Origin of the sequence: Citrobacter sp. RHBSTW-00524, assembly GCF_013747755.1 — a bacterium.
In the GTDB taxonomy this organism is placed as follows: domain Bacteria; phylum Pseudomonadota; class Gammaproteobacteria; order Enterobacterales; family Enterobacteriaceae; genus Citrobacter; species Citrobacter braakii.
This window is the reverse complement of record NZ_CP056421.1, coordinates 5,203,214-5,223,121: the sequence shown is the minus strand read 5'-3', so window position 1 is coordinate 5,223,121 and position 19,908 is coordinate 5,203,214. Positions and strand designations below refer to the sequence as shown.

Here is a 19,908-nt window from a genome sequence, read left to right as displayed (position 1 = left end):
GTCGTTACCTGTTCATAATCAATTTCCCGATGCGCTATAGCTTATCGGGACTACAAATTTGTAGGGCGGGCAGGCGAAGCGCCCGCCGCCAAAATAGTGTTATCAAGCGCTGCGGCGCAGCATACCTTGTTTCTTCAGCCATACCAGCAGAATGGAAATGGCGGCAGGCGTTACGCCAGAAATACGCGATGCCTGGCCGATCGATACCGGTTTGTGATCGTTCAGCTTGGCGATAACTTCATTCGACAAGCCTGAGACCTGACGATAATCCAGCGTTGCAGGCAACAGGGTGTTCTCATTACGCTGTTGTCTTTCGATTTCTTCCTGCTGACGGGCGATATACCCTTCGTATTTAACCTGAATCTCAACCTGTTCCGCGGCCTGAGCATCGTCGAGCGCTGGTGCGAACGCAGATAAAGAGGTCAACTGAGCATAGGTCATATCCGGGCGGCGCAGGAGATCTTCACCGCTGGCTTCACGTGACAAAGGCGTAGCCAGGTGAGCATTCACTTCTGCTGCAGATTCCGCTAACGGATTTACCCAGGTTGATTTAAGACGCTGACGTTCCTGTTCGATACGCTCCAGCTTCTCGTTGAAACGAGCCCAGCGCTCGTCGTCCACCAGACCCAGTTCACGACCAATTTCGGTCAGACGCAGGTCGGCGTTATCTTCGCGCAGCATCAAACGGTATTCTGCGCGTGAGGTGAACATACGGTACGGTTCTTTGGTGCCAAGCGTACACAGATCGTCCACCAGTACACCAAGATAAGCCTGATCGCGACGCGGTGCCCAGCCGTCTTTCTCAGCAGACAAACGTGCGGCGTTCAGACCCGCCAACATCCCTTGCGCGGCAGCTTCTTCGTAACCGGTAGTACCGTTAATCTGGCCCGCAAAGAACAGACCCTGGATGAATTTGCTTTCCAGAGTGGGTTTCAGGTCGCGCGGATCGAAGAAATCATACTCAATCGCGTAGCCAGGACGGACGATTCTGGCATTTTCCATTCCCTGCATGGAGCGGACAATTTGCATCTGCACATCGAACGGCAAGCTGGTGGAGATACCATTCGGATAAATTTCGTTAGACGTCAGTCCTTCCGGTTCGAGGAAGATCTGATGCTGATTACGATCGGCAAAGCGCATCACTTTGTCTTCGATCGACGGGCAGTAGCGCGGACCGATACCTTCGATCACGCCTGCGTACATCGGGCTACGATCGAGGTTATTGCGGATCACGTCATGGGTTCTCTCATTGGTATGCGTGATGTAACACGGCATCTGACGCGGATGTTGAGAAGCATCGCCCAGGAATGAGAAGACCGGCATCGGGTTATCGCTGTTTTGCTGGCCGAGCACGCTGAAATCAATAGTGCGTGCATCGATACGCGGCGGCGTACCGGTTTTCAGGCGGCTGACGCGCAAAGGCAGTTCACGCAGACGGCGTGACAGCGGGATAGACGGCGGATCGCCAGCACGGCCGCCGCTGTAGTTGTCCAGACCAATATGAATTTTGCCGTCAAGAAAAGTCCCTACGGTTAATACAACCGCTTTGGCACGGAACTTCAGTCCCATTTGGGTCACTGCACCCACAACACGATCGTTTTCAACAATCAGATCTTCAACCGCCTGTTGGAAGATCATCAGATTGGGTTGATTCTCGAGTGCGGTGCGTACAGCCTGGCGATAGAGCACACGGTCGGCCTGAGCTCGGGTAGCACGAACGGCTGGCCCTTTGCTGGCGTTTAGTATCCTAAACTGGATACCTGCATGGTCGATCGCTTTTGCCATCAACCCACCAAGCGCATCCACTTCTTTTACCAGGTGTCCCTTCCCAATACCGCCGATCGCCGGGTTGCAGCTCATCTGTCCCAGAGTGTCGATATTGTGTGTCAAAAGCAGAGTCTGTTGACCCATTCGCGCCGCGGCCATTGCGGCCTCGGTGCCTGCATGACCCCCGCCAATGATGATGACGTCAAAAGGATCCTGATAAAACATGGTAATTGCCTCGCATAACGCGGTGTGAAAGTGGATTGAAGCCCGGGCCGTGGATTCTACTCAACTTTAGTCGATCGAGAAAGCCCTGGGATCCTGGGTATTAAAAAGAAGATCTTTTTATTTAGAGATCTGTTTTATTGTGATCTCTTATTAGGATCGCAACTTTCTGTGGATAAGGGCGATCCTTTGAATAAGATCAACAGGTTGTTGAGGATCATTAGCTGTGAATGATCGGTGATCCTGGCCCGTATAAGCTGGGAGCAGAATGAAGGGTTATACACAACTCAAAAACTGAACAACGGTTGTTCTTGGGATAACTACCGGTTGATCCAAGCTTTTAACCAGAGTTATCCACATAAAAAAGTACGATCTTTACAAATCTCTGAGCAATGGATGCCAGGATCCCAGCCAAATTTCAGCCGGATCTTCCGGAATTTCATGTTCCAGTACGTTGATCCTGAGCGTTTCGCCGATCTGTTTTGCCCCGCAGGCTTTCAGTTCGGCTTCCAGCTTGTCGATTGCGCCGCAAAAGGTGTCATATTCACGACTGCCGATCCCGATTGCACCAAAGTGCACTTGTGAAAGGTCCGGTTTTTGCTCGCATAAGGCATCATATAAAGGCTGCAGGTTGTCAGGAATGTCTCCCGCACCGTGCGTGGAGCTAATAATCAGCCAGATCCCATCAGTCGGGACCTCTTCAAGCATTGGCCCATGCAGTATTTCGTTGGAAAAACCCGCGTCGTCCAGTTTTTCAGCCAGATGCTCTGCTACATATTCCGCACTGCCAAGCGTGCTGCCGCTGATAAGAGTGATTTCTGCCATGATCGCCCACCTTTATAAAGAGGGCGTATTGTACGCTGTGAGCGAGCTGGGATCTACCTGTGGAAAAATAGGGGATTAAAAAAAAGCGATCATGGCTTGATGGTACGCATGATCGGGTTTTGCAGGACGATCAGGGTCTCCGTGGACTGAATTTCGTCAATTGTTTGGATCTTGTTGATAAGTACCTGCTGTAACGCGTCGATCGACTTGCACATCACCTTTATAAAGATGCTGTAGTGCCCGGTGGTGTAATACGCTTCGGTCACCTCATCGAGGCTTTCCAGTCTGGCCAACGCTGACGGATAGTCTTTCGCACTTTTCAGGATGATGCCGATAAAGCAGCCGACGTCATAGCCCAACTGTTTGGGACTAACATCAATCCGTGCGCCGGTAATAATCCCGGCCTGCTTCATCTTCTCTACGCGAACGTGAATTGTCCCCGGGCTAACGCCGAACTGTTTGGCTAATTCGGCATAGGCCGTTCGGGCATTTTCCATCAGGGCGTCAAGAATGCCGCGGTCCAGATTGTCGATCTGATAATTTTCCATAGGTTTTTCTTATGTAGATTAATGATTCCCTCTATTTTAGACGTTAATTTTAACGAATCAAAATCGAAGACGGCTTTTTGTTTGTTGATTATTGAATATTACCTACATTCTGTTGCTTAATCATAGGCAACAGGACACAGGAGTACACATAATGAAAACCGCTTACATTGCCAAACAACGTCAAATTAGCTTCGTAAAATCTCATTTTTCTCGTCAGCTGGAAGAGCGTTTAGGTCTGATCGAAGTTCAGGCTCCGATCCTCAGTCGCGTAGGAGATGGCACGCAAGATAACTTGTCGGGCTGTGAAAAAGCGGTGCAGGTGAAGGTTAAAGCATTGCCAGACGCTCAATTCGAAGTGGTTCATTCACTGGCGAAGTGGAAGCGTCAAACATTAGGACAACACGACTTTAGCGCAGGCGAAGGGCTGTACACGCATATGAAGGCCCTGCGTCCTGATGAAGATCGCCTTTCCCCGCTGCACTCAGTGTATGTTGACCAGTGGGACTGGGAGCGCGTGATGGGCGACGGCGAGCGTCAATTCTCCACTCTGAAAAGCACGGTAGAGGCTATCTGGGCGGGAATTAAGGCTACCGAAGCTGCGGTGAGCAAAGAGTTTGGTCTGGCACCGTTCCTGCCAGAGCAGATCCACTTTGTTCATAGCCAGGAACTGTTATCTCGTTATCCGGGTCTTGACGCAAAAGGTCGTGAACGTGCGATCGCTAAAGAGCTGGGCGCGGTATTCCTGGTGGGGATCGGCGGCAAGCTCAGCGACGGTCACCGCCATGATGTACGTGCGCCGGATTATGATGACTGGAGTTGAGCGTCCGAGCTGGGTCACGCCGGTCTGAACGGTGATATTCTGGTCTGGAACCCGGTACTGGAAGATGCGTTTGAGCTGTCTTCTATGGGGATCCGTGTGGATGCTGACGCTCTGAAACATCAGCTGTCTCTGACCGGAGATGAAGATCGTCTGAGTCTGGAATGGCACCAGGCGCTGCTGCGCGGTGAAATGCCACAGACGATTGGTGGAGGAATTGGGCAGTCGCGTCTGACCATGCTGTTGCTGCAATTACCACACATTGGTCAGGTTCAGTGTGGCGTATGGCCGGCACAGGTACGTGAAAGCGTCGCCTCTCTGTTGTAAGAATTAACGCCGCCAGCGTCTGAGCAGGCGGCTTCGCATCCCGGTATCAAAGCGCCAGATATGATCGAAAATGCGCATGATGCCGGGTTTACCATGTGCTGACATCGCCACCGCGTGAAAACGGTGCTGGTGCACCCGCTGTAATTCCCCCACTTTGCTGACAACCTCATCGGGCAATCGCTGAGCGATAAAATCTGAGATCACCACCGCATCAGCATCAAACCATTCCCGACCCTGCATGCGCTCAGTAATGGCGCGAAAACAGCTGGCAATATCGGTACCGCCGCGAAAGCGCTGACTTAAAAAACGGATCGCCTGTTCGATGCCCTCCGGGCCGGATAGCTCATAGCGCACTACTTCTGTTGAAAACAGCATGATGAAACAACGTCGGTTATCGGCAAGGGCGACGCGCATTAGCGCCAGGCAAAAGGCTTTCGCACACTGCTCATTAAACCCACCCATCGATCCCGAAGTATCAACGCAGACGATAAAAGGTCCGCGCGGTTGCTCGTCAAAATCCTGATGCACCACGGGGCGTTCCGTGACTTTCTCACGCCATGCTTCGCCGTGCAGGCGATAGGTCAACAGCTGCTTTTCCACCAGTCGTCGGTAGAACTCGTATTCCAGTTCGGTAATGCCCAGAGTAGCCAGTTCCGGCGGCAGCAGGCGCAGGATATCGTCGCTTTGCTGGATGCCATCTACTTGCTCCGGGACGGTTGCCGGTTCGCGCACCAGGGTGCGGAAGGTTTCCATTGGCGCATCTTTACGCGGTACGGATTTCGCTTCTCTGGAACGGCCTAACTGCTCAGCCAGACGCTGGAGTTCAGGTTGTTGCGTCAGGAATTCGCCATATTTCACCATCAACTGATAATCACCGCGCTTGATTTGACCTGCGCTCATATCCCACAACCGGCCTGCGGCGTTGTCATTTTCTGCCAGTACGGGTTCCAGTTGCCCGCTAAGGGTCATCCGTTCCTGTACTTCACTGAGCAAATGCTCGCGCTCTTCTTCCAGCAGTTGCTGATTCAGCGTTGTGGTTTGCACCACCAGGCTCAGGCGCCAGCGCTGGAGAAAAAGCGTATGTAGGGCAGGCGTAAACGCGCTGTTGTCATTGACCAACTGCTGCGCTTGTCCGGCCCATGGCGAATGGAGGTGGTGCAATAGCGACAATATTTGCGGTAGCTGGACGATAAACTGCGCATGAGAGAGGAGCTGGCTTTGTTGATAGCATATAACCTCTTCCGCTAACTCCGGCGGTACATGGGTATCTTTGAGGCGGCTACGCAAAGATTCACGCCAGCGGGGAATATCGTCAGTGATCGCTTTTTTAAGGCGAGGGAATTTGTTAAAAAATACCACCATCTTTGGAGAAGCCAGCAGTGCGACGATCATCTCTTCGATCATCGCTTCTTCACTGACTGCCAGCATGATGTTGAGCGTATCAAGGGTCAGCATTGTTGCGCCTGGCGGATTTGCGCCCCGACATCCTGCAGGCTGGCCTCAATGCGGCCTAACCAGTCGCTATGAATAAACAGACATTTTTGCTGCTCGCTAAATGCGCTGTGCTGCTGATGCCACTCGTTATCGAGCGCTTCAAGCTCCTGTTTTATTTCAGCGGGCATACTCTCTTGTGATGTACCGGGCAATGCCAGGCGAGAGCCTTGTAAGCTGACGTCGCGTACAACCAGGTGCTGCGCGCTATCCACTTCCATGTTCAGCGTCTGGGCAAAACCGATGCCGTTTAATTTTCCGCGGATCTCACCGCCTTTGGTTAACCACAGTTCCAGCGCGCTACGTTCGAAAGCAATATGGATTACTTCCATATCATGCAGCTTTAAGGGCTTTTGCAGTAGTAATGTCACGACGGAAGACGTGGCCTCCGGCGGTAAATCATAATGAGGACGACGGCTGAACATGCCGCCCTGACGGATCACGGTGAATGCTGTTTTATCGCTTTGCTGCTGCTGGAGCTGAATGCGGCGCTGTACAATACTGGCCAGACGGGTCAGCATGGCTTGCTGTTGCCATGCGTGTCCGGTCATCAATACTTCCAGCTGCTGCTGCATTAGATTCAGGCTTTGTGCGTCGTACCACAGGCAATCTTTCAGCAGGATCAGGTCGATGGGAACTACCGCATCACGTCCGCTAAAGAAGGCGCTGGCCTGGAGCAAGCGAATGGCTTTTTTCCAGCGACGATCGGACACGTAGGGGGCATTCGGTAGCGTGTCCAACTGCTGGCGCAGCATGAAAATAAGCTCAAACACGCGATCGGGAAGCGTGATGGCGCCAATGTTCTTTTGCCACTGGTAATACTCTTCATCCGTTACCTGTAACGATGCCGGGACCGGATTGTCGCTTTCATCCTGCTGACTTAACAGCATCGAGCGGAAGTTGGCCTTGTCCTGGACTTTATCCAGCCACAGACGAATCAGCATACGGTCGTACAGCGCTTCCAGGCTGCTGTCTGTTTCAGGCAGTTCGTTGGAGGCTGCCACCAGCAGGCGCATCGGGATTTTCTCTTCATGCGCGCCGTTGCGGAAGTGGCGTTCGTTGATGGCGGTCAGCAGGGTGTTAAGAATCGCCGGTCCCGCCTTCCAGATTTCATCGAGAAAGACGATTTCAGCTTCAGGGAGATAGCCTGCCGTTAAGCGTTCATAGCGACCTTCGTCTTTTAACGCCTGAATGGACAGCGGGCCGAAAACCTCTTCCGGCGTAGAGAAGCGCGTCATCAGATATTCGAAGGCGCGAGCATTTTGAAAGGCAAATTTCAGTCTGCGGGCAATTAAGCTTTTCGCGATCCCGGGAGGACCTAATAAGAAAACGCTCTCGCCGCTAAGTGCAGCCAGCAGACACAGACGAATGGCGTGGCTACGTTCATAAAGTCCCTTTTCCAGCGCATTGCTCAGACGGGAAATTCTTTCCGCTAATAAATGTGGGTGAGCCATAATGAAGTGGCGTCCTTTCGCCAAATGTACTGCATAAACAGCGAGTATAGATGCTTCACACCAGTGCAGTAATAGACTGAAGGTGCGCTTATTTTTCTTTGAGCCAGATTAATCTGGTCTCATTTAGGGGTACGATTTTGCGATTAATCGTGCATACTGTGCGCCTTTTTGTGGGCCAAGGGACGACGCACACATTTCTTATATATACACCAAATCAATCAAGCTGCACCAAGGCGGCAATGGAGTTTTCTTCTGGGATGGGGGGAATAACGAATGCAGCCCACGCGGAGGTGGCTTGAAAGATGATGTGTATAAACGAAAGACGAGTCTATGAGCACTGATAATAAACAATCATTGTCTGCGATTACCCTTGCGGCCATTGGGGTTGTCTACGGTGATATTGGTACCAGCCCACTTTATACGCTTCGTGAATGTTTGTCCGGCCAGTTTGGTTTTGGCGTTGAACGTGATGCCGTATTTGGCTTTCTCTCGCTGATTTTCTGGCTGCTGATCTTTGTTGTCTCCATTAAATACCTGACGTTTGTCATGCGCGCGGATAACGCCGGAGAAGGCGGGATCCTGACGCTGATGTCATTGGCCGGGCGTAATACTTCAGCACGAACAACCTCCATGCTGGTGATTATGGGGTTGATTGGCGGCAGCTTCTTCTATGGAGAAGTGGTGATAACGCCTGCTATCTCGGTGATGTCGGCGATTGAAGGTCTGGAGATCATTGCTCCGCAACTGGATACCTGGATTGTTCCGCTCTCGATAATCGTACTGACCCTGCTGTTTTTGATTCAAAAACACGGTACCGGCATGGTCGGTAAGCTGTTTGCGCCGATTATGCTGTTGTGGTTCCTGACGCTGGCGGTGTTAGGCGTGCGCAGTATTATTGGCAATCCGGAAGTGCTGCAGGCGCTCAATCCATATTGGGCGGTGCATTTCTTCCTCGAATTCAAAACGTTGTCCTTTATTGCGCTGGGTGCGGTGGTGTTGTCGATTACCGGTGTTGAAGCGCTGTATGCGGATATGGGCCACTTCGGTAAGTTGCCGATTCGCCTGGCATGGTTCTCCGTGGTATTGCCTTCGCTGGTACTGAACTATTTTGGTCAGGGGGCGTTGCTGTTAAAGCATCCTGAAGCGATTAAAAACCCGTTCTTCCTGCTGGCACCGGACTGGGCGTTGATACCGCTCCTGATCCTCGCCGCGCTGGCAACGGTTATCGCTTCACAGGCGGTTATCTCCGGCGTCTTCTCACTGACGCGTCAGGCCGTGCGTCTGGGGTATTTATCGCCGATGCGTATCATCCATACCTCGGAAATGGAGTCGGGCCAGATCTACATTCCTTTCGTTAACTGGATGCTCTATTTTGCAGTGGTTATTGTGATTGTGAGCTTTGAACACTCCAGCAATCTGGCTGCGGCGTACGGGATTGCGGTGACGGGGACAATGGTGCTGACCTCAATTCTGTCGACCACCGTGGCGCGCAAAAACTGGCACTGGAATAAATACTTCGTCTTCCTGATCCTGGTGGCGTTCTTGTGCGTCGATGTTCCGCTGTTCTCCGCGAACCTCGATAAACTGATTTCCGGCGGTTGGCTGCCTCTGACGCTGGGTCTGGTGATGTTCACCATCATGACCACCTGGAAAAGCGAGCGTTTCCGTCTGCTGCGTCGCATGCATGAGCACGGCAACTCTCTGGAGGCGATGATTGCCTCTCTGGAGAAATCACCACCGGTACGCGTGCCGGGAACGGCGGTGTACATGTCTCGTGCATTGAACGTCATCCCGTTTGCGCTACTGCATAACCTCAAACATAACAAGGTTCTGCATGAACGCGTTATTCTGCTGACGCTGCGCACGGAAGATGCGCCATATGTTCACAATGTGCGTAGGGTGCAGATTGAGCAGTTATCGCCCACCTTCTGGCGCGTGGTGGCCAGCTACGGTTGGCGCGAAACGCCGAACGTTGAAGAAGTGTTCCATCGCTGCGGTCTGGAAGGCTTAAGCTGTCGGATGATGGAAACCTCGTTCTTCATGTCGCACGAGTCGTTGATTGTTGGCAAACGACCATGGTATCTGCGTCTGCGCGGTAAGCTGTATCTGCTACTACAACGCAATGCGCTGCGCGCCCCGGACCAGTTTGAAATCCCACCGAACCGGGTTATTGAGCTCGGTACTCAGGTCGAGATTTAATCTCATCGACGCCCTCTTTCATCGCGAAAGGGGGCGTTTTGTTTTGTCCCTCCCAGTTTTCATTTCATCGAATGATAATCCTTGCGAAACGTTTCGATGGCGATCACATTTTCGTAACTTCGCGGTGGTTTTATCTCCACTCTTCGCTCTACACTTATCTTCAGCGAAACGTTTCGCTAGTGGGGAAAGAAAATGAAGAAAGGCACGGTACTCAACTCTGAAATTTCATCGGTGATCTCCCGTCTGGGGCATACCGATACGCTGGTGGTGTGTGATGCAGGTTTACCCATCCCGAATAGCACAACGCGTATCGATATGGCATTAACCCAGGGCGTACCTTCTTTTATGCAGGTACTGGATGTGGTGACACGTGAAATGCAGGTCGAGGCGGCCATTCTCGCGACGGAAATTAAACAACATAATCCGCAACTCCACGAAACGTTGCTCAGCCACATTGAGCAACTGCAACAACACCAGGGAAACACCATAGAAATTCGTTACACCACGCATGAACAATTCAAAAAACAAACCGCAGACAGTCAGGCGGTAATTCGCAGCGGAGAGTGTTCTCCGTATGCGAATATCATTCTCTGTGCTGGCGTCACGTTCTGAGGCCATCATGAACGCATTACTGCAACTCAAAGGGATCGATAAAGCGTTCCCGGGCGTAAAAGCGCTATCCGGCGCCGCGCTGAATGTCTACCCAGGCCGCGTAATGGCGCTGGTGGGCGAAAACGGCGCGGGCAAATCCACCATGATGAAAGTGCTGACCGGGATCTATACCCGTGATGCCGGTTCTTTATTGTGGTTGGGAAAAGAGACCACCTTTAACGGCCCTAAATCCTCCCAGGAAGCCGGAATCGGTATCATCCACCAGGAGCTGAATTTGATCCCGCAACTCACTATCGCCGAGAACATTTTTCTTGGCCGTGAGTTCGTTAATCGCTTTGGCAAAATTGACTGGAAGAAGATGTACGCCGAAGCCGATCTGCTGCTTGCCAAACTGAATCTGCGCTTTAAAAGCGACAGACTGGTCGGTGAACTGTCGATTGGCGATCAGCAGATGGTTGAAATTGCCAAAGTGCTGAGCTTTGAATCGAAGGTCATCATTATGGATGAACCGACGGATGCGCTCACCGATACCGAAACCGAATCCCTGTTCCGCGTCATTCGCGAACTGAAATCTCAGGGACGCGGCATTGTCTATATTTCTCACCGCATGAAAGAGATCTTCGAGATTTGTGACGACGTGACCGTTTTTCGCGACGGGCAGTTTATTGCCGAGCGTGAAGTCGCCTCGCTGACCGAAGACTCGCTGATTGAAATGATGGTGGGACGTAAGCTGGAAGATCAATACCCGCGCCTGGAAAAAGCGCCGGGTGATATTCGCCTGAAGGTCGATAACCTGTGCGGCCCTGGCGTAAACGATGTTTCATTCACGCTACGTAAAGGCGAGATCCTTGGCGTATCGGGGCTGATGGGTGCCGGACGTACCGAGCTGATGAAAGTGTTGTACGGCGCATTGCCGCGCACCAGCGGTTACGTCACGCTTGATGGCCATGAAGTGGTCACCCGTTCGCCGCAGGATGGGTTGGCTAACGGCATCGTCTATATTTCTGAAGACCGTAAACGCGATGGTTTAGTGCTGGGCATGTCGGTGAAAGAGAACATGTCACTAACCGCGCTGCGTTATTTCAGTCGCGCTGGTGGAAGCCTTAAACATAAAGACGAGCAGCAGGCGGTAGGTGATTTTATTCGTCTGTTCAATGTTAAAACGCCATCGATGGAACAGGCTATCGGCCTGCTTTCTGGCGGTAATCAGCAGAAAGTGGCGATTGCGCGCGGTCTGATGACCCGACCAAAAGTCCTGATCCTCGATGAACCAACGCGCGGCGTTGACGTTGGGGCTAAGAAAGAAATCTATCAGCTTATCAACCAGTTTAAGGCCGATGGGCTGAGCATCATTCTGGTCTCCTCTGAGATGCCAGAAGTATTGGGCATGAGCGATCGAATTATCGTTATGCATGAAGGGCATCTCGGCGGTGAGTTCACTCGCGAGCAGGCCACTCAGGAAGTATTAATGGCTGCCGCTGTGGGCAAGCTTAATCGCGTGAATCAGGAGTAAAAAAGATGACTACCCAGGCTGTTTCTGGTCGCCGTTATTTCACTAAAGCATGGCTTCTGGAGCAAAAGTCGCTTATCGCTCTGTTAGTGCTGATCGCGATTGTTTCCACCATGAGCCCTAACTTTTTTACCGTTAATAACCTGTTCAACATCCTCCAGCAAACGTCGGTGAACGCCATCATGGCCGTTGGCATGACGCTGGTTATCCTGACGTCGGGGATCGATCTGTCTGTCGGTTCTTTGCTGGCGCTTACCGGTGCGGTTGCGGCTTCCATTGTAGGGATTGAAGTCAATGCGCTGGTGGCTGTCGCTGCGGCCCTGGCGCTCGGTGCTGCTATTGGCGCGGTAACCGGGGTGATTGTCGCGAAAGGCCGGGTACAGGCGTTTATCGCGACCCTGGTGATGATGCTGCTGCTGCGTGGTGTGACCATGGTATACACCAACGGCAGTCCGGTTAATACCGGGTTTACTGACAATGCCGATCTGTTTGGCTGGTTTGGTATTGGTCGTCCGTTAGGCGTCCCTACGCCTGTGTGGATTATGGGGATTGTCTTCCTCGCGGCGTGGTACATGCTGCACCACACTCGTCTGGGTCGTTATATCTATGCGCTGGGCGGTAACGAAGCGGCAACGCGCCTGTCCGGTATCAGCGTAAGTAAAATCAAAATTATCGTTTATTCCCTGTGTGGTCTGCTGGCATCGCTGGCGGGCATCATTGAAGTAGCGCGCCTCTCCTCTGCGCAACCGACGGCAGGTACTGGCTATGAGCTGGATGCTATCGCCGCGGTGGTGTTAGGTGGTACCAGCCTGGCGGGCGGTAAAGGACGTATTGTTGGGACGCTGATCGGCGCATTGATTCTTGGTTTCCTCAATAATGGTTTGAATTTGTTAGGTGTATCCTCCTATTACCAGATGATCGTCAAAGCGGTGGTGATTTTGCTGGCGGTACTGGTAGACAACAAAAAGCAGTAACAACGATTACAGGACATCTTAAATATGAACATGAAAAAACTGGCTACCCTGGTTTCTGCTGTTGCGCTGAGCGCCACCGTGAGCGCGAATGCGATGGCGAAAGATACCATTGCGCTGGTGGTCTCCACCCTCAACAACCCGTTCTTTGTTTCTTTGAAGGATGGGGCGCAAAAAGAGGCCGATAAGCTGGGCTACAACCTGGTGATTCTGGACTCACAGAACAACCCGGCGAAAGAGCTGGCTAACGTTCAGGATTTAACGGTTCGTGGAACTAAAATTCTGCTGATTAACCCGACGGACTCCGATGCTGTTGGTAACGCTGTGAAGATGGCTAACCAGGCGAAAATTCCGGTTATCACCCTTGACCGCGTTGCGTCCAAAGGCGAAGTAGTAAGCCATATTGCATCTGATAACGTGCTGGGCGGTAAGATTGCGGGCGATTACATCGCGAAGAAAGCGGGTGAAGGCGCGAAAGTTATCGAACTGCAGGGTATTGCCGGTACTTCAGCGGCGCGTGAGCGTGGCGAAGGTTTCCAGCAGGCTGTTGCGGCACACAAATTTAACGTACTGGCCAGCCAGCCGGCCGACTTCGACCGCACCAAAGGTCTGAACGTCATGCAGAACCTGCTTACCGCGCATCCTGACGTGCAGGCCGTATTTGCCCAGAACGATGAAATGGCGTTGGGTGCGCTGCGCGCACTGCAAACTGCGGGTAAATCTGATGTGATGGTGGTTGGATTTGACGGTACTCCAGATGGCGAAAAAGCAGTAAATGATGGCAAACTGGCTGCGACCATTGCTCAGCTGCCGGATCAGATCGGCGCGAAAGGCGTTGAGACTGCGGATAAAGTCCTGAAAGGCGAGAAGGTTCAGGCTAAATATCCGGTTGACCTGAAGCTGGTCATCAAGCAGTAATACCGATTCAGGTCGCTCGCGGCCTGATGGAGACATAAAGACGCCATCCCCGTATCGGGTTTTGGGGATGAAAGCGTAAAAAGAAAAGCAGGGCACGCGCCACCCTAATCCGGTGGCGCACTTTGACTTGGAACACCAAATATGAAAACCGCAGGCAACCTCGTTGTTCTTGGCAGTATCAATGCCGATCACATCCTCAACCTTAACTCTTTCCCGACACCTGGTGAAACCGTAACCGGTAACCATTATCAGGTCGCATTTGGTGGTAAAGGCGCGAATCAGGCTGTTGCTGCGGGGCGTAGTGGCGCGAATATCGCATTTATTGCCTGTACGGGTGATGATGATATTGGCGAAAGTGTTCGTAAACAGTTAGCCAAAGATAATATCGATATTGCGCCGATTAGCGTAATTTCGGGGGAATCGACCGGTGTGGCTTTGATTTTTGTGAATGGTGAAGGTGAGAACGTCATCGGCATTCATGCTGGTGCGAACGCGGCACTTTCGCCTGCGCTGGTGGAAGCTCAGCATGAGCGTATTGCCCAGGCGTCTGCCTTACTGATGCAGTTAGAGTCACCGATCGAAAGCGTACTGGCTGCGGCAAAGATTGCACATCAAAATAAGACCACGGTAGCCCTTAACCCGGCCCCGGCACGTGAACTTTCTGACGAACTGCTGGCGCTGGTGGATATTATTACCCCGAATGAAACCGAGGCTGAAAAGCTCACGGGGATCCGGGTTGAAAACGATGAAGACGCGGCCAAAGCTGCGCAGGCATTGCACGCGAAGGGGATCCATACTGTACTGATTACCTTAGGCAGTCGCGGGGTGTGGGCCAGCGTAAATGGTGAAGGTCAGCGTGTGCCTGGGTTTAAAGTGGACGCTGTTGATACCATCGCCGCTGGGGATACCTTTAACGGCGCGTTAATTACAGCGTTACTGGAAGAGACTCCGCTGCCTGAAGCTATCCGATTTGCACATGCCGCTGCGGCGATTGCGGTCACCCGTAAGGGCGCACAGCCTTCCGTTCCATGGCGCGAAGAAATAGAAGCGTTTTTAAGTCAACAGAGGTAACGCTTGGCTACAATGAAGGACGTCGCCCGCCTGGCGGGGGTTTCCACGTCGACGGTTTCTCACGTCATTAATAAAGATCGCTTTGTCAGTGAGTCTGTCACTGACAAAGTTGAAGCGGCGATTAAAGAGCTTAACTACGCGCCCTCAGCGCTGGCGCGTAGTCTCAAGTTAAACCAGACCCACACTATTGGCATGTTAATCACTGCCAGTACCAACCCCTTTTATTCTGAGCTGGTGCGCGGCGTTGAACGTAGTTGTTTTGAACGCGGCTACAGCCTGGTGCTGTGCAACACTGAAGGTGATGAACAGCGCATGAACCGTAATCTGGAAACGTTAATGCAAAAACGGGTGGACGGCTTGCTGCTGCTCTGCACGGAAACACATCAACCTTCCAGGGAGATCATGCAACGCTATCCTTCTATACCGACCGTCATGATGGACTGGTCGCCTTTTGATGGTGAAAGCGATCTGATCCAGGATAACTCCCTGTTGGGCGGGGATTTAGCCACTCAACATCTTATCGAAAAAGGTTTTACGCGCATTGCCTGCATCACCGGGCCGCTGGATAAAACCCCGGCGCGTTTACGTCTGGAAGGATATCGGGCGGCAATGAAGCGGGCGGGGCTGCCGGTCCCGGAAGGTTACGAGATTACCGGTGACTTTGAGTTCGGCGGCGGCTTTGAAGCTATGCAAACGTTGCTGTCGCATAAACAGCGACCGCAGGCCGTTTTTACCGGCAATGATGCCATGGCGGTTGGCGCGTATCAGGCTCTGTACCAATCGGGATTGCGCATTCCGCAGGATATGGCGGTGGTGGGTTATGATGATATCGAGCTGGCGCGCTATATGACGCCGCCGCTGACGACCATCCATCAACCAAAAGATGAACTGGGCGAACTGGCCATCGATGTATTAATCCACCGGATGGCGCAGCCCGCATTACAGCAACAGCGCCTGCAACTTACTCCTGTTTTGATGGAGCGGGGGTCGGTTTAGGATTATGTCGCTCTTTAATCAGGTTACGTCCATCTTTTGCTTTTAGCAGCATGAACATCAGCGCAGACACTACCGTGATAGCGCCCATCGTCATAAAGGTGTAGTGGAACTGTTCGACCGTATTGGTTCCTTCCATACCTTCATAGATACGCAGAACGGCAGCGCTGATGGCGACCCCTAAACTGATTGATAACTGCTGAGTAACGGCCAGCACACTGTTGCCGCTGCTGGCGTTTTCATCGGTCAGGTCCGCCAGAGTGATGGTATTCATGGAGGTAAACTGGGTGGACATCGCCATACCCAAAATGAACAACGGCAGGATCAACATCCAGACCGGCATGGCGGGAGATTGCAATGCGAACTGCGCAATCATCAGGCCGATAAATACCGTAACACCCACCAGTGTGGTTCTGTAGCCGAGCCGGCGCAGCACCTGCGTCACCATTGATTTTGCCAGTATTGATCCCAGCGCCGTTGGCGCCATCATGCAACCGGCTATCAGCGCCGGGTATCCAAAGCCTACCTGCAACATCAGCGGCATTAAGAAGGGCACGCACCCTGTACCCAGACGAGTGGCAAGGTTTCCGACGATCCCGACGGAAAAAGTTCGGGTCTTAAATATAGGAAGCGATATTAGCGGCGTTGGGTGACGACGCGCGTGGCGAATGTAGGCGAGCAGTAACAGAATGCTGGCAAGAATAATGCTGAGCGCTATCCAGGTCTCGACAAGCTTCTCACCGAACAGCTCTACCCCGCTGGAAAACAACACCAGGCTCAAACCAAACAGAAAGAAACCGGTCATATCAAAACCGCGGCGCGGCGTGGTGAAGTTCGGCATATATTTACGGGCATAGAAGATACCGGCAACCCCAATTGGAATATTAATCAGGAAGATCCAGTGCCAACTGGCCCACGTGACCAGTACACCGCCCAATACTGGACCTAAAATCGGCCCCACAAGTCCAGGCATGGTTACGAAGTTAAGCACGGGAAGCAGTTCGCTGCGGGGGTAAGCACGTAATAATGCCAGACGGGCAACGGGCATCATCATGGCGCCGCCAATGCCCTGAATGACGCGGAAAATCACCAGTTCGCTTAGGGAGCTGGACAGCGCACAGGCCAGCGAACCCAGCGTAAACAGGCTCACAGCTATCATAAAGACGCGCCGGGTACCGAACCTGTCTGCCAGCCATCCACTCACCGGGATCAGCATCGCGACCGTCAGGGTGTAACTGATAATGGCTGACTGCATGGCGAGCGGAGAGCGGTTAAGGCTGTGTGCTATTGCGGGTAAGGCGGTATTGAGGATCGTGGCGTCTAGTGCCTGCATAAAAAAGGCCATGGCTGCTATCCACGGTAGCCCGGCCATACTGCGTGATTTCTTTTCTGACATATTATTTATCCGGTAGCACGTTCGGTGCTATCAGCAATGCCTGACAGGCAGCGAAGGCGCGATCGCCATCGCTCTCATCTATTGCGTCGACAATGGCCTGGTGTAAATCCAGCTTGACCACGTCGTTATAGGTAATAGAGGTAAAGTAGGTCTGGTAAACGGAATGGAAGAGTGACGCGAAGGAGATAAGGAACGGGTTCGCACTCATTTCATAGATGTGTTCATGCCAGGCGATATCAACCTCAATCCAACGCTCGCGTCTGAAGTTTCTTTTCAGCTCGACCATTTCTTCCATCAGCGTGTTGAGATGCGCTTTCTGTTCTGCCGTACCTATAGTCGCCGCCAGTAAACACGCCTGAGGCTCCAGGCTGATACGCATCACCAGAAAATGTTTAATGACCTGAGAGAAATTATCTTCTGTCATCCACCAGGTGAGCAGCTCCTGGTCGAGGAAGTTCCAGTTTGCCTGCGGCATGACGCGTGTACCAATACGCGGGCGCGGTAATACCATACCTTTTGCCGTTAACGTCTTTACCGCTTCTCTTACCGCGGTACGACTTACGCCAAACTGATCGCCCAGCTCTATTTCGCCAGGCAATATAGCGCCCGGTGCGTATTCACCTTTTAATATTCGCTGAGCCAGCTTTTCGGCCAGAACGTAGGACAGGTTTTTCTGTGCGGCTAGCTGTTGGGCATTTAACGGCATGAATGGTTTTCCTTACTTTATTTCCTATTCATTAGTATGCCACCTGGAAGTGTTATTGCGGCTGCAAAAACGGCAATTTGCTTATTTTATGGCATGTTAATGGTGGTTTTGCTGAAAAAACACGCACTCGGAAAGTTATTTTAAATTTCCCCTTGTCAGCCTGAAATAACTCCCTATAATGCGCCTCCACTGACACGGAACAACGGATTACAAACCGCCGGGTCAGCGGAGAAAAGCGAAAATAAACGCTTGACTCTGTAGCGGGATGGCGTAATATGCACACCCCGCGCCGCTGAGAAAAAGCGAAGCGGCACTGCTCTTTAACAATTTATCAGACAATCTGTGTGGGCACTCGAAGATACGGATTCTTAACGTCGCAAGACGAAAAATGAATACCAAGTCTCTGAGTGAACACGTAATTCATTACGAAGTTTAATTCACGAGCATCAAACTTAAATTGAAGAGTTTGATCATGGCTCAGATTGAACGCTGGCGGCAGGCCTAACACATGCAAGTCGAACGGTAGCACAGAGGAGCTTGCTCCTTGGGTGACGAGTGGCGGACGGGTGAGTAATGTCTGGGAAACTGCCCGATGGAGGGGGATAACTACTGGAAACGGTAGCTAATACCGCATAACGTCGCAAGACCAAAGAGGGGGACCTTCGGGCCTCTTGCCATCGGATGTGCCCAGATGGGATTAGCTAGTAGGTGGGGTAACGGCTCACCTAGGCGACGATCCCTAGCTGGTCTGAGAGGATGACCAGCCACACTGGAACTGAGACACGGTCCAGACTCCTACGGGAGGCAGCAGTGGGGAATATTGCACAATGGGCGCAAGCCTGATGCAGCCATGCCGCGTGTATGAAGAAGGCCTTCGGGTTGTAAAGTACTTTCAGCGAGGAGGAAGGTGTTGTGGTTAATAACCGCAGCAATTGACGTTACTCGCAGAAGAAGCACCGGCTAACTCCGTGCCAGCAGCCGCGGTAATACGGAGGGTGCAAGCGTTAATCGGAATTACTGGGCGTAAAGCGCACGCAGGCGGTCTGTCAAGTCGGATGTGAAATCCCCGGGCTCAACCTGGGAACTGCATCCGAAACTGGCAGGCTAGAGTCTTGTAGAGGGGGGTAGAATTCCAGGTGTAGCGGTGAAATGCGTAGAGATCTGGAGGAATACCGGTGGCGAAGGCGGCCCCCTGGACAAAGACTGACGCTCAGGTGCGAAAGCGTGGGGAGCAAACAGGATTAGATACCCTGGTAGTCCACGCCGTAAACGATGTCGACTTGGAGGTTGTGCCCTTGAGGCGTGGCTTCCGGAGCTAACGCGTTAAGTCGACCGCCTGGGGAGTACGGCCGCAAGGTTAAAACTCAAATGAATTGACGGGGGCCCGCACAAGCGGTGGAGCATGTGGTTTAATTCGATGCAACGCGAAGAACCTTACCTACTCTTGACATCCAGAGAACTTAGCAGAGATGCTTTGGTGCCTTCGGGAACTCTGAGACAGGTGCTGCATGGCTGTCGTCAGCTCGTGTTGTGAAATGTTGGGTTAAGTCCCGCAACGAGCGCAACCCTTATCCTTTGTTGCCAGCGGTTCGGCCGGGAACTCAAAGGAGACTGCCAGTGATAAACTGGAGGAAGGTGGGGATGACGTCAAGTCATCATGGCCCTTACGAGTAGGGCTACACACGTGCTACAATGGCATATACAAAGAGAAGCGACCTCGCGAGAGCAAGCGGACCTCATAAAGTATGTCGTAGTCCGGATTGGAGTCTGCAACTCGACTCCATGAAGTCGGAATCGCTAGTAATCGTGGATCAGAATGCCACGGTGAATACGTTCCCGGGCCTTGTACACACCGCCCGTCACACCATGGGAGTGGGTTGCAAAAGAAGTAGGTAGCTTAACCTTCGGGAGGGCGCTTACCACTTTGTGATTCATGACTGGGGTGAAGTCGTAACAAGGTAACCGTAGGGGAACCTGCGGTTGGATCACCTCCTTACCTTAAAGAACCGACCTTTGTAGTGCTCACACAGATTGTCTGATGAAAAGTAAATAGCAAGGCGTCTTGCGATTGAGACTTCAGT

General features: G+C 52.3%; 14 protein-coding genes, 1 rRNA gene and 1 pseudogene. 9 read left to right on the top strand and 7 right to left on the bottom strand.

Annotated elements, in window-relative coordinates; all coding sequences use genetic code 11:
• Positions 1-102 precede the first annotated feature (102 nt).
• The 3 genes from mnmG to asnC form a co-directional block, all read right to left on the bottom strand.
• Complete coding sequence (gene mnmG / locus HV229_RS24990; RefSeq protein ID WP_016155085.1) at positions 103-1,992, bottom strand: tRNA uridine-5-carboxymethylaminomethyl(34) synthesis enzyme MnmG; 1,890 nt, start codon at positions 1,990-1,992, stop codon at positions 103-105.
• A 372-nt stretch (positions 1,993-2,364) separates the two neighbouring features.
• Positions 2,365-2,814 (bottom strand): FMN-binding protein MioC, encoded by a 450-nt coding sequence (gene mioC / locus HV229_RS24985; protein ID WP_181546614.1) that lies wholly within the window; start codon positions 2,812-2,814, stop codon positions 2,365-2,367.
• 89 nt (positions 2,815-2,903) lie between these two features.
• The gene (gene asnC, locus HV229_RS24980) at positions 2,904-3,362 is read right to left on the bottom strand and encodes a transcriptional regulator AsnC (protein WP_003023780.1); all 459 of its coding nucleotides are present in this window, start codon (positions 3,360-3,362) and stop codon (positions 2,904-2,906) included.
• A 151-nt stretch (positions 3,363-3,513) separates the two neighbouring features.
• On the opposite strand from asnC, the pseudogene asnA reads away from it, so the two are divergent.
• Positions 3,514-4,506, top strand: a pseudogene (gene asnA, locus HV229_RS24975) (aspartate--ammonia ligase).
• A 3-nt stretch (positions 4,507-4,509) separates the two neighbouring features.
• Here the strand turns inward: asnA and viaA are convergent.
• Together viaA and ravA are read right to left on the bottom strand one after the other, a co-directional pair.
• Complete coding sequence (viaA, locus tag HV229_RS24970) at positions 4,510-5,961, bottom strand: ATPase RavA stimulator ViaA (protein ID WP_016155088.1); 1,452 nt, start codon at positions 5,959-5,961, stop codon at positions 4,510-4,512.
• Positions 5,955-7,451 carry an ATPase RavA gene (gene ravA / locus HV229_RS24965; RefSeq protein WP_181546612.1) on the bottom strand — a complete coding sequence of 499 codons (1,497 nt, stop codon included), beginning with the start codon at positions 7,449-7,451 and terminating at the stop codon, positions 5,955-5,957. The genes viaA and ravA overlap by 7 nt, the downstream gene beginning before the upstream one ends.
• A gap of 330 nt (positions 7,452-7,781) precedes the next feature.
• Here ravA and kup point away from each other — a divergent pair, with 330 nt between their 5' ends.
• The 7 genes from kup (at position 7,782) to rbsR (ending at position 15,728) form a co-directional block, all read left to right on the top strand.
• A complete protein-coding gene (kup, locus tag HV229_RS24960; RefSeq protein ID WP_003023768.1) occupies positions 7,782-9,650 on the top strand; it encodes a low affinity potassium transporter Kup in 1,869 nt (622 codons plus the stop codon).
• Between the two features lie 192 nt (positions 9,651-9,842).
• Positions 9,843-10,262, top strand: coding sequence for a D-ribose pyranase (gene rbsD, locus HV229_RS24955; protein ID WP_016155090.1), 420 nt, complete (start codon positions 9,843-9,845; stop codon positions 10,260-10,262).
• A 7-nt stretch (positions 10,263-10,269) separates the two neighbouring features.
• Complete coding sequence (rbsA, locus tag HV229_RS24950; RefSeq protein ID WP_003023764.1) at positions 10,270-11,775, top strand: ribose ABC transporter ATP-binding protein RbsA; 1,506 nt, start codon at positions 10,270-10,272, stop codon at positions 11,773-11,775.
• A 5-nt stretch (positions 11,776-11,780) separates the two neighbouring features.
• Positions 11,781-12,746, top strand: a complete 966-nt coding sequence (gene rbsC / locus HV229_RS24945) for a ribose ABC transporter permease (protein WP_003023762.1) — start codon at positions 11,781-11,783, stop codon at positions 12,744-12,746.
• Positions 12,747-12,770: 24 nt separating this feature from the next.
• Positions 12,771-13,661: a ribose ABC transporter substrate-binding protein RbsB gene (rbsB, locus tag HV229_RS24940; RefSeq protein WP_003023760.1), complete on the top strand. Its 891-nt coding sequence runs from the start codon at positions 12,771-12,773 to the stop codon at positions 13,659-13,661.
• A 141-nt stretch (positions 13,662-13,802) separates the two neighbouring features.
• On the top strand, positions 13,803-14,732 hold the full coding sequence (rbsK, locus tag HV229_RS24935) for a ribokinase (protein ID WP_016157826.1): 930 nt from the start codon (positions 13,803-13,805) through the stop codon (positions 14,730-14,732).
• 3 nt (positions 14,733-14,735) lie between these two features.
• Positions 14,736-15,728: a ribose operon transcriptional repressor RbsR gene (gene rbsR, locus HV229_RS24930; protein WP_016155093.1), complete on the top strand. Its 993-nt coding sequence runs from the start codon at positions 14,736-14,738 to the stop codon at positions 15,726-15,728.
• On the opposite strand, the gene mdtD is transcribed toward rbsR, so the two are convergent.
• Together mdtD and HV229_RS24920 are read right to left on the bottom strand one after the other, a co-directional pair.
• Positions 15,694-17,121 carry a multidrug transporter subunit MdtD gene (gene mdtD / locus HV229_RS24925; protein ID WP_181546610.1) on the bottom strand — a complete coding sequence of 476 codons (1,428 nt, stop codon included), beginning with the start codon at positions 17,119-17,121 and terminating at the stop codon, positions 15,694-15,696. The two genes, rbsR and mdtD, sit on opposite strands and share 35 nt — an antisense overlap.
• Before the next feature lies 1 nt (position 17,122).
• Positions 17,123-17,827 (bottom strand): FadR/GntR family transcriptional regulator, encoded by a 705-nt coding sequence (locus HV229_RS24920; RefSeq protein WP_016157828.1) that lies wholly within the window; start codon positions 17,825-17,827, stop codon positions 17,123-17,125.
• A 454-nt stretch (positions 17,828-18,281) separates the two neighbouring features.
• Between HV229_RS24920 and HV229_RS24915 the strand changes: the two genes are divergently transcribed.
• Positions 18,282-19,823 (top strand): 16S ribosomal RNA (locus HV229_RS24915).
• The last annotated feature ends 85 nt before the right edge of the window (positions 19,824-19,908 follow it).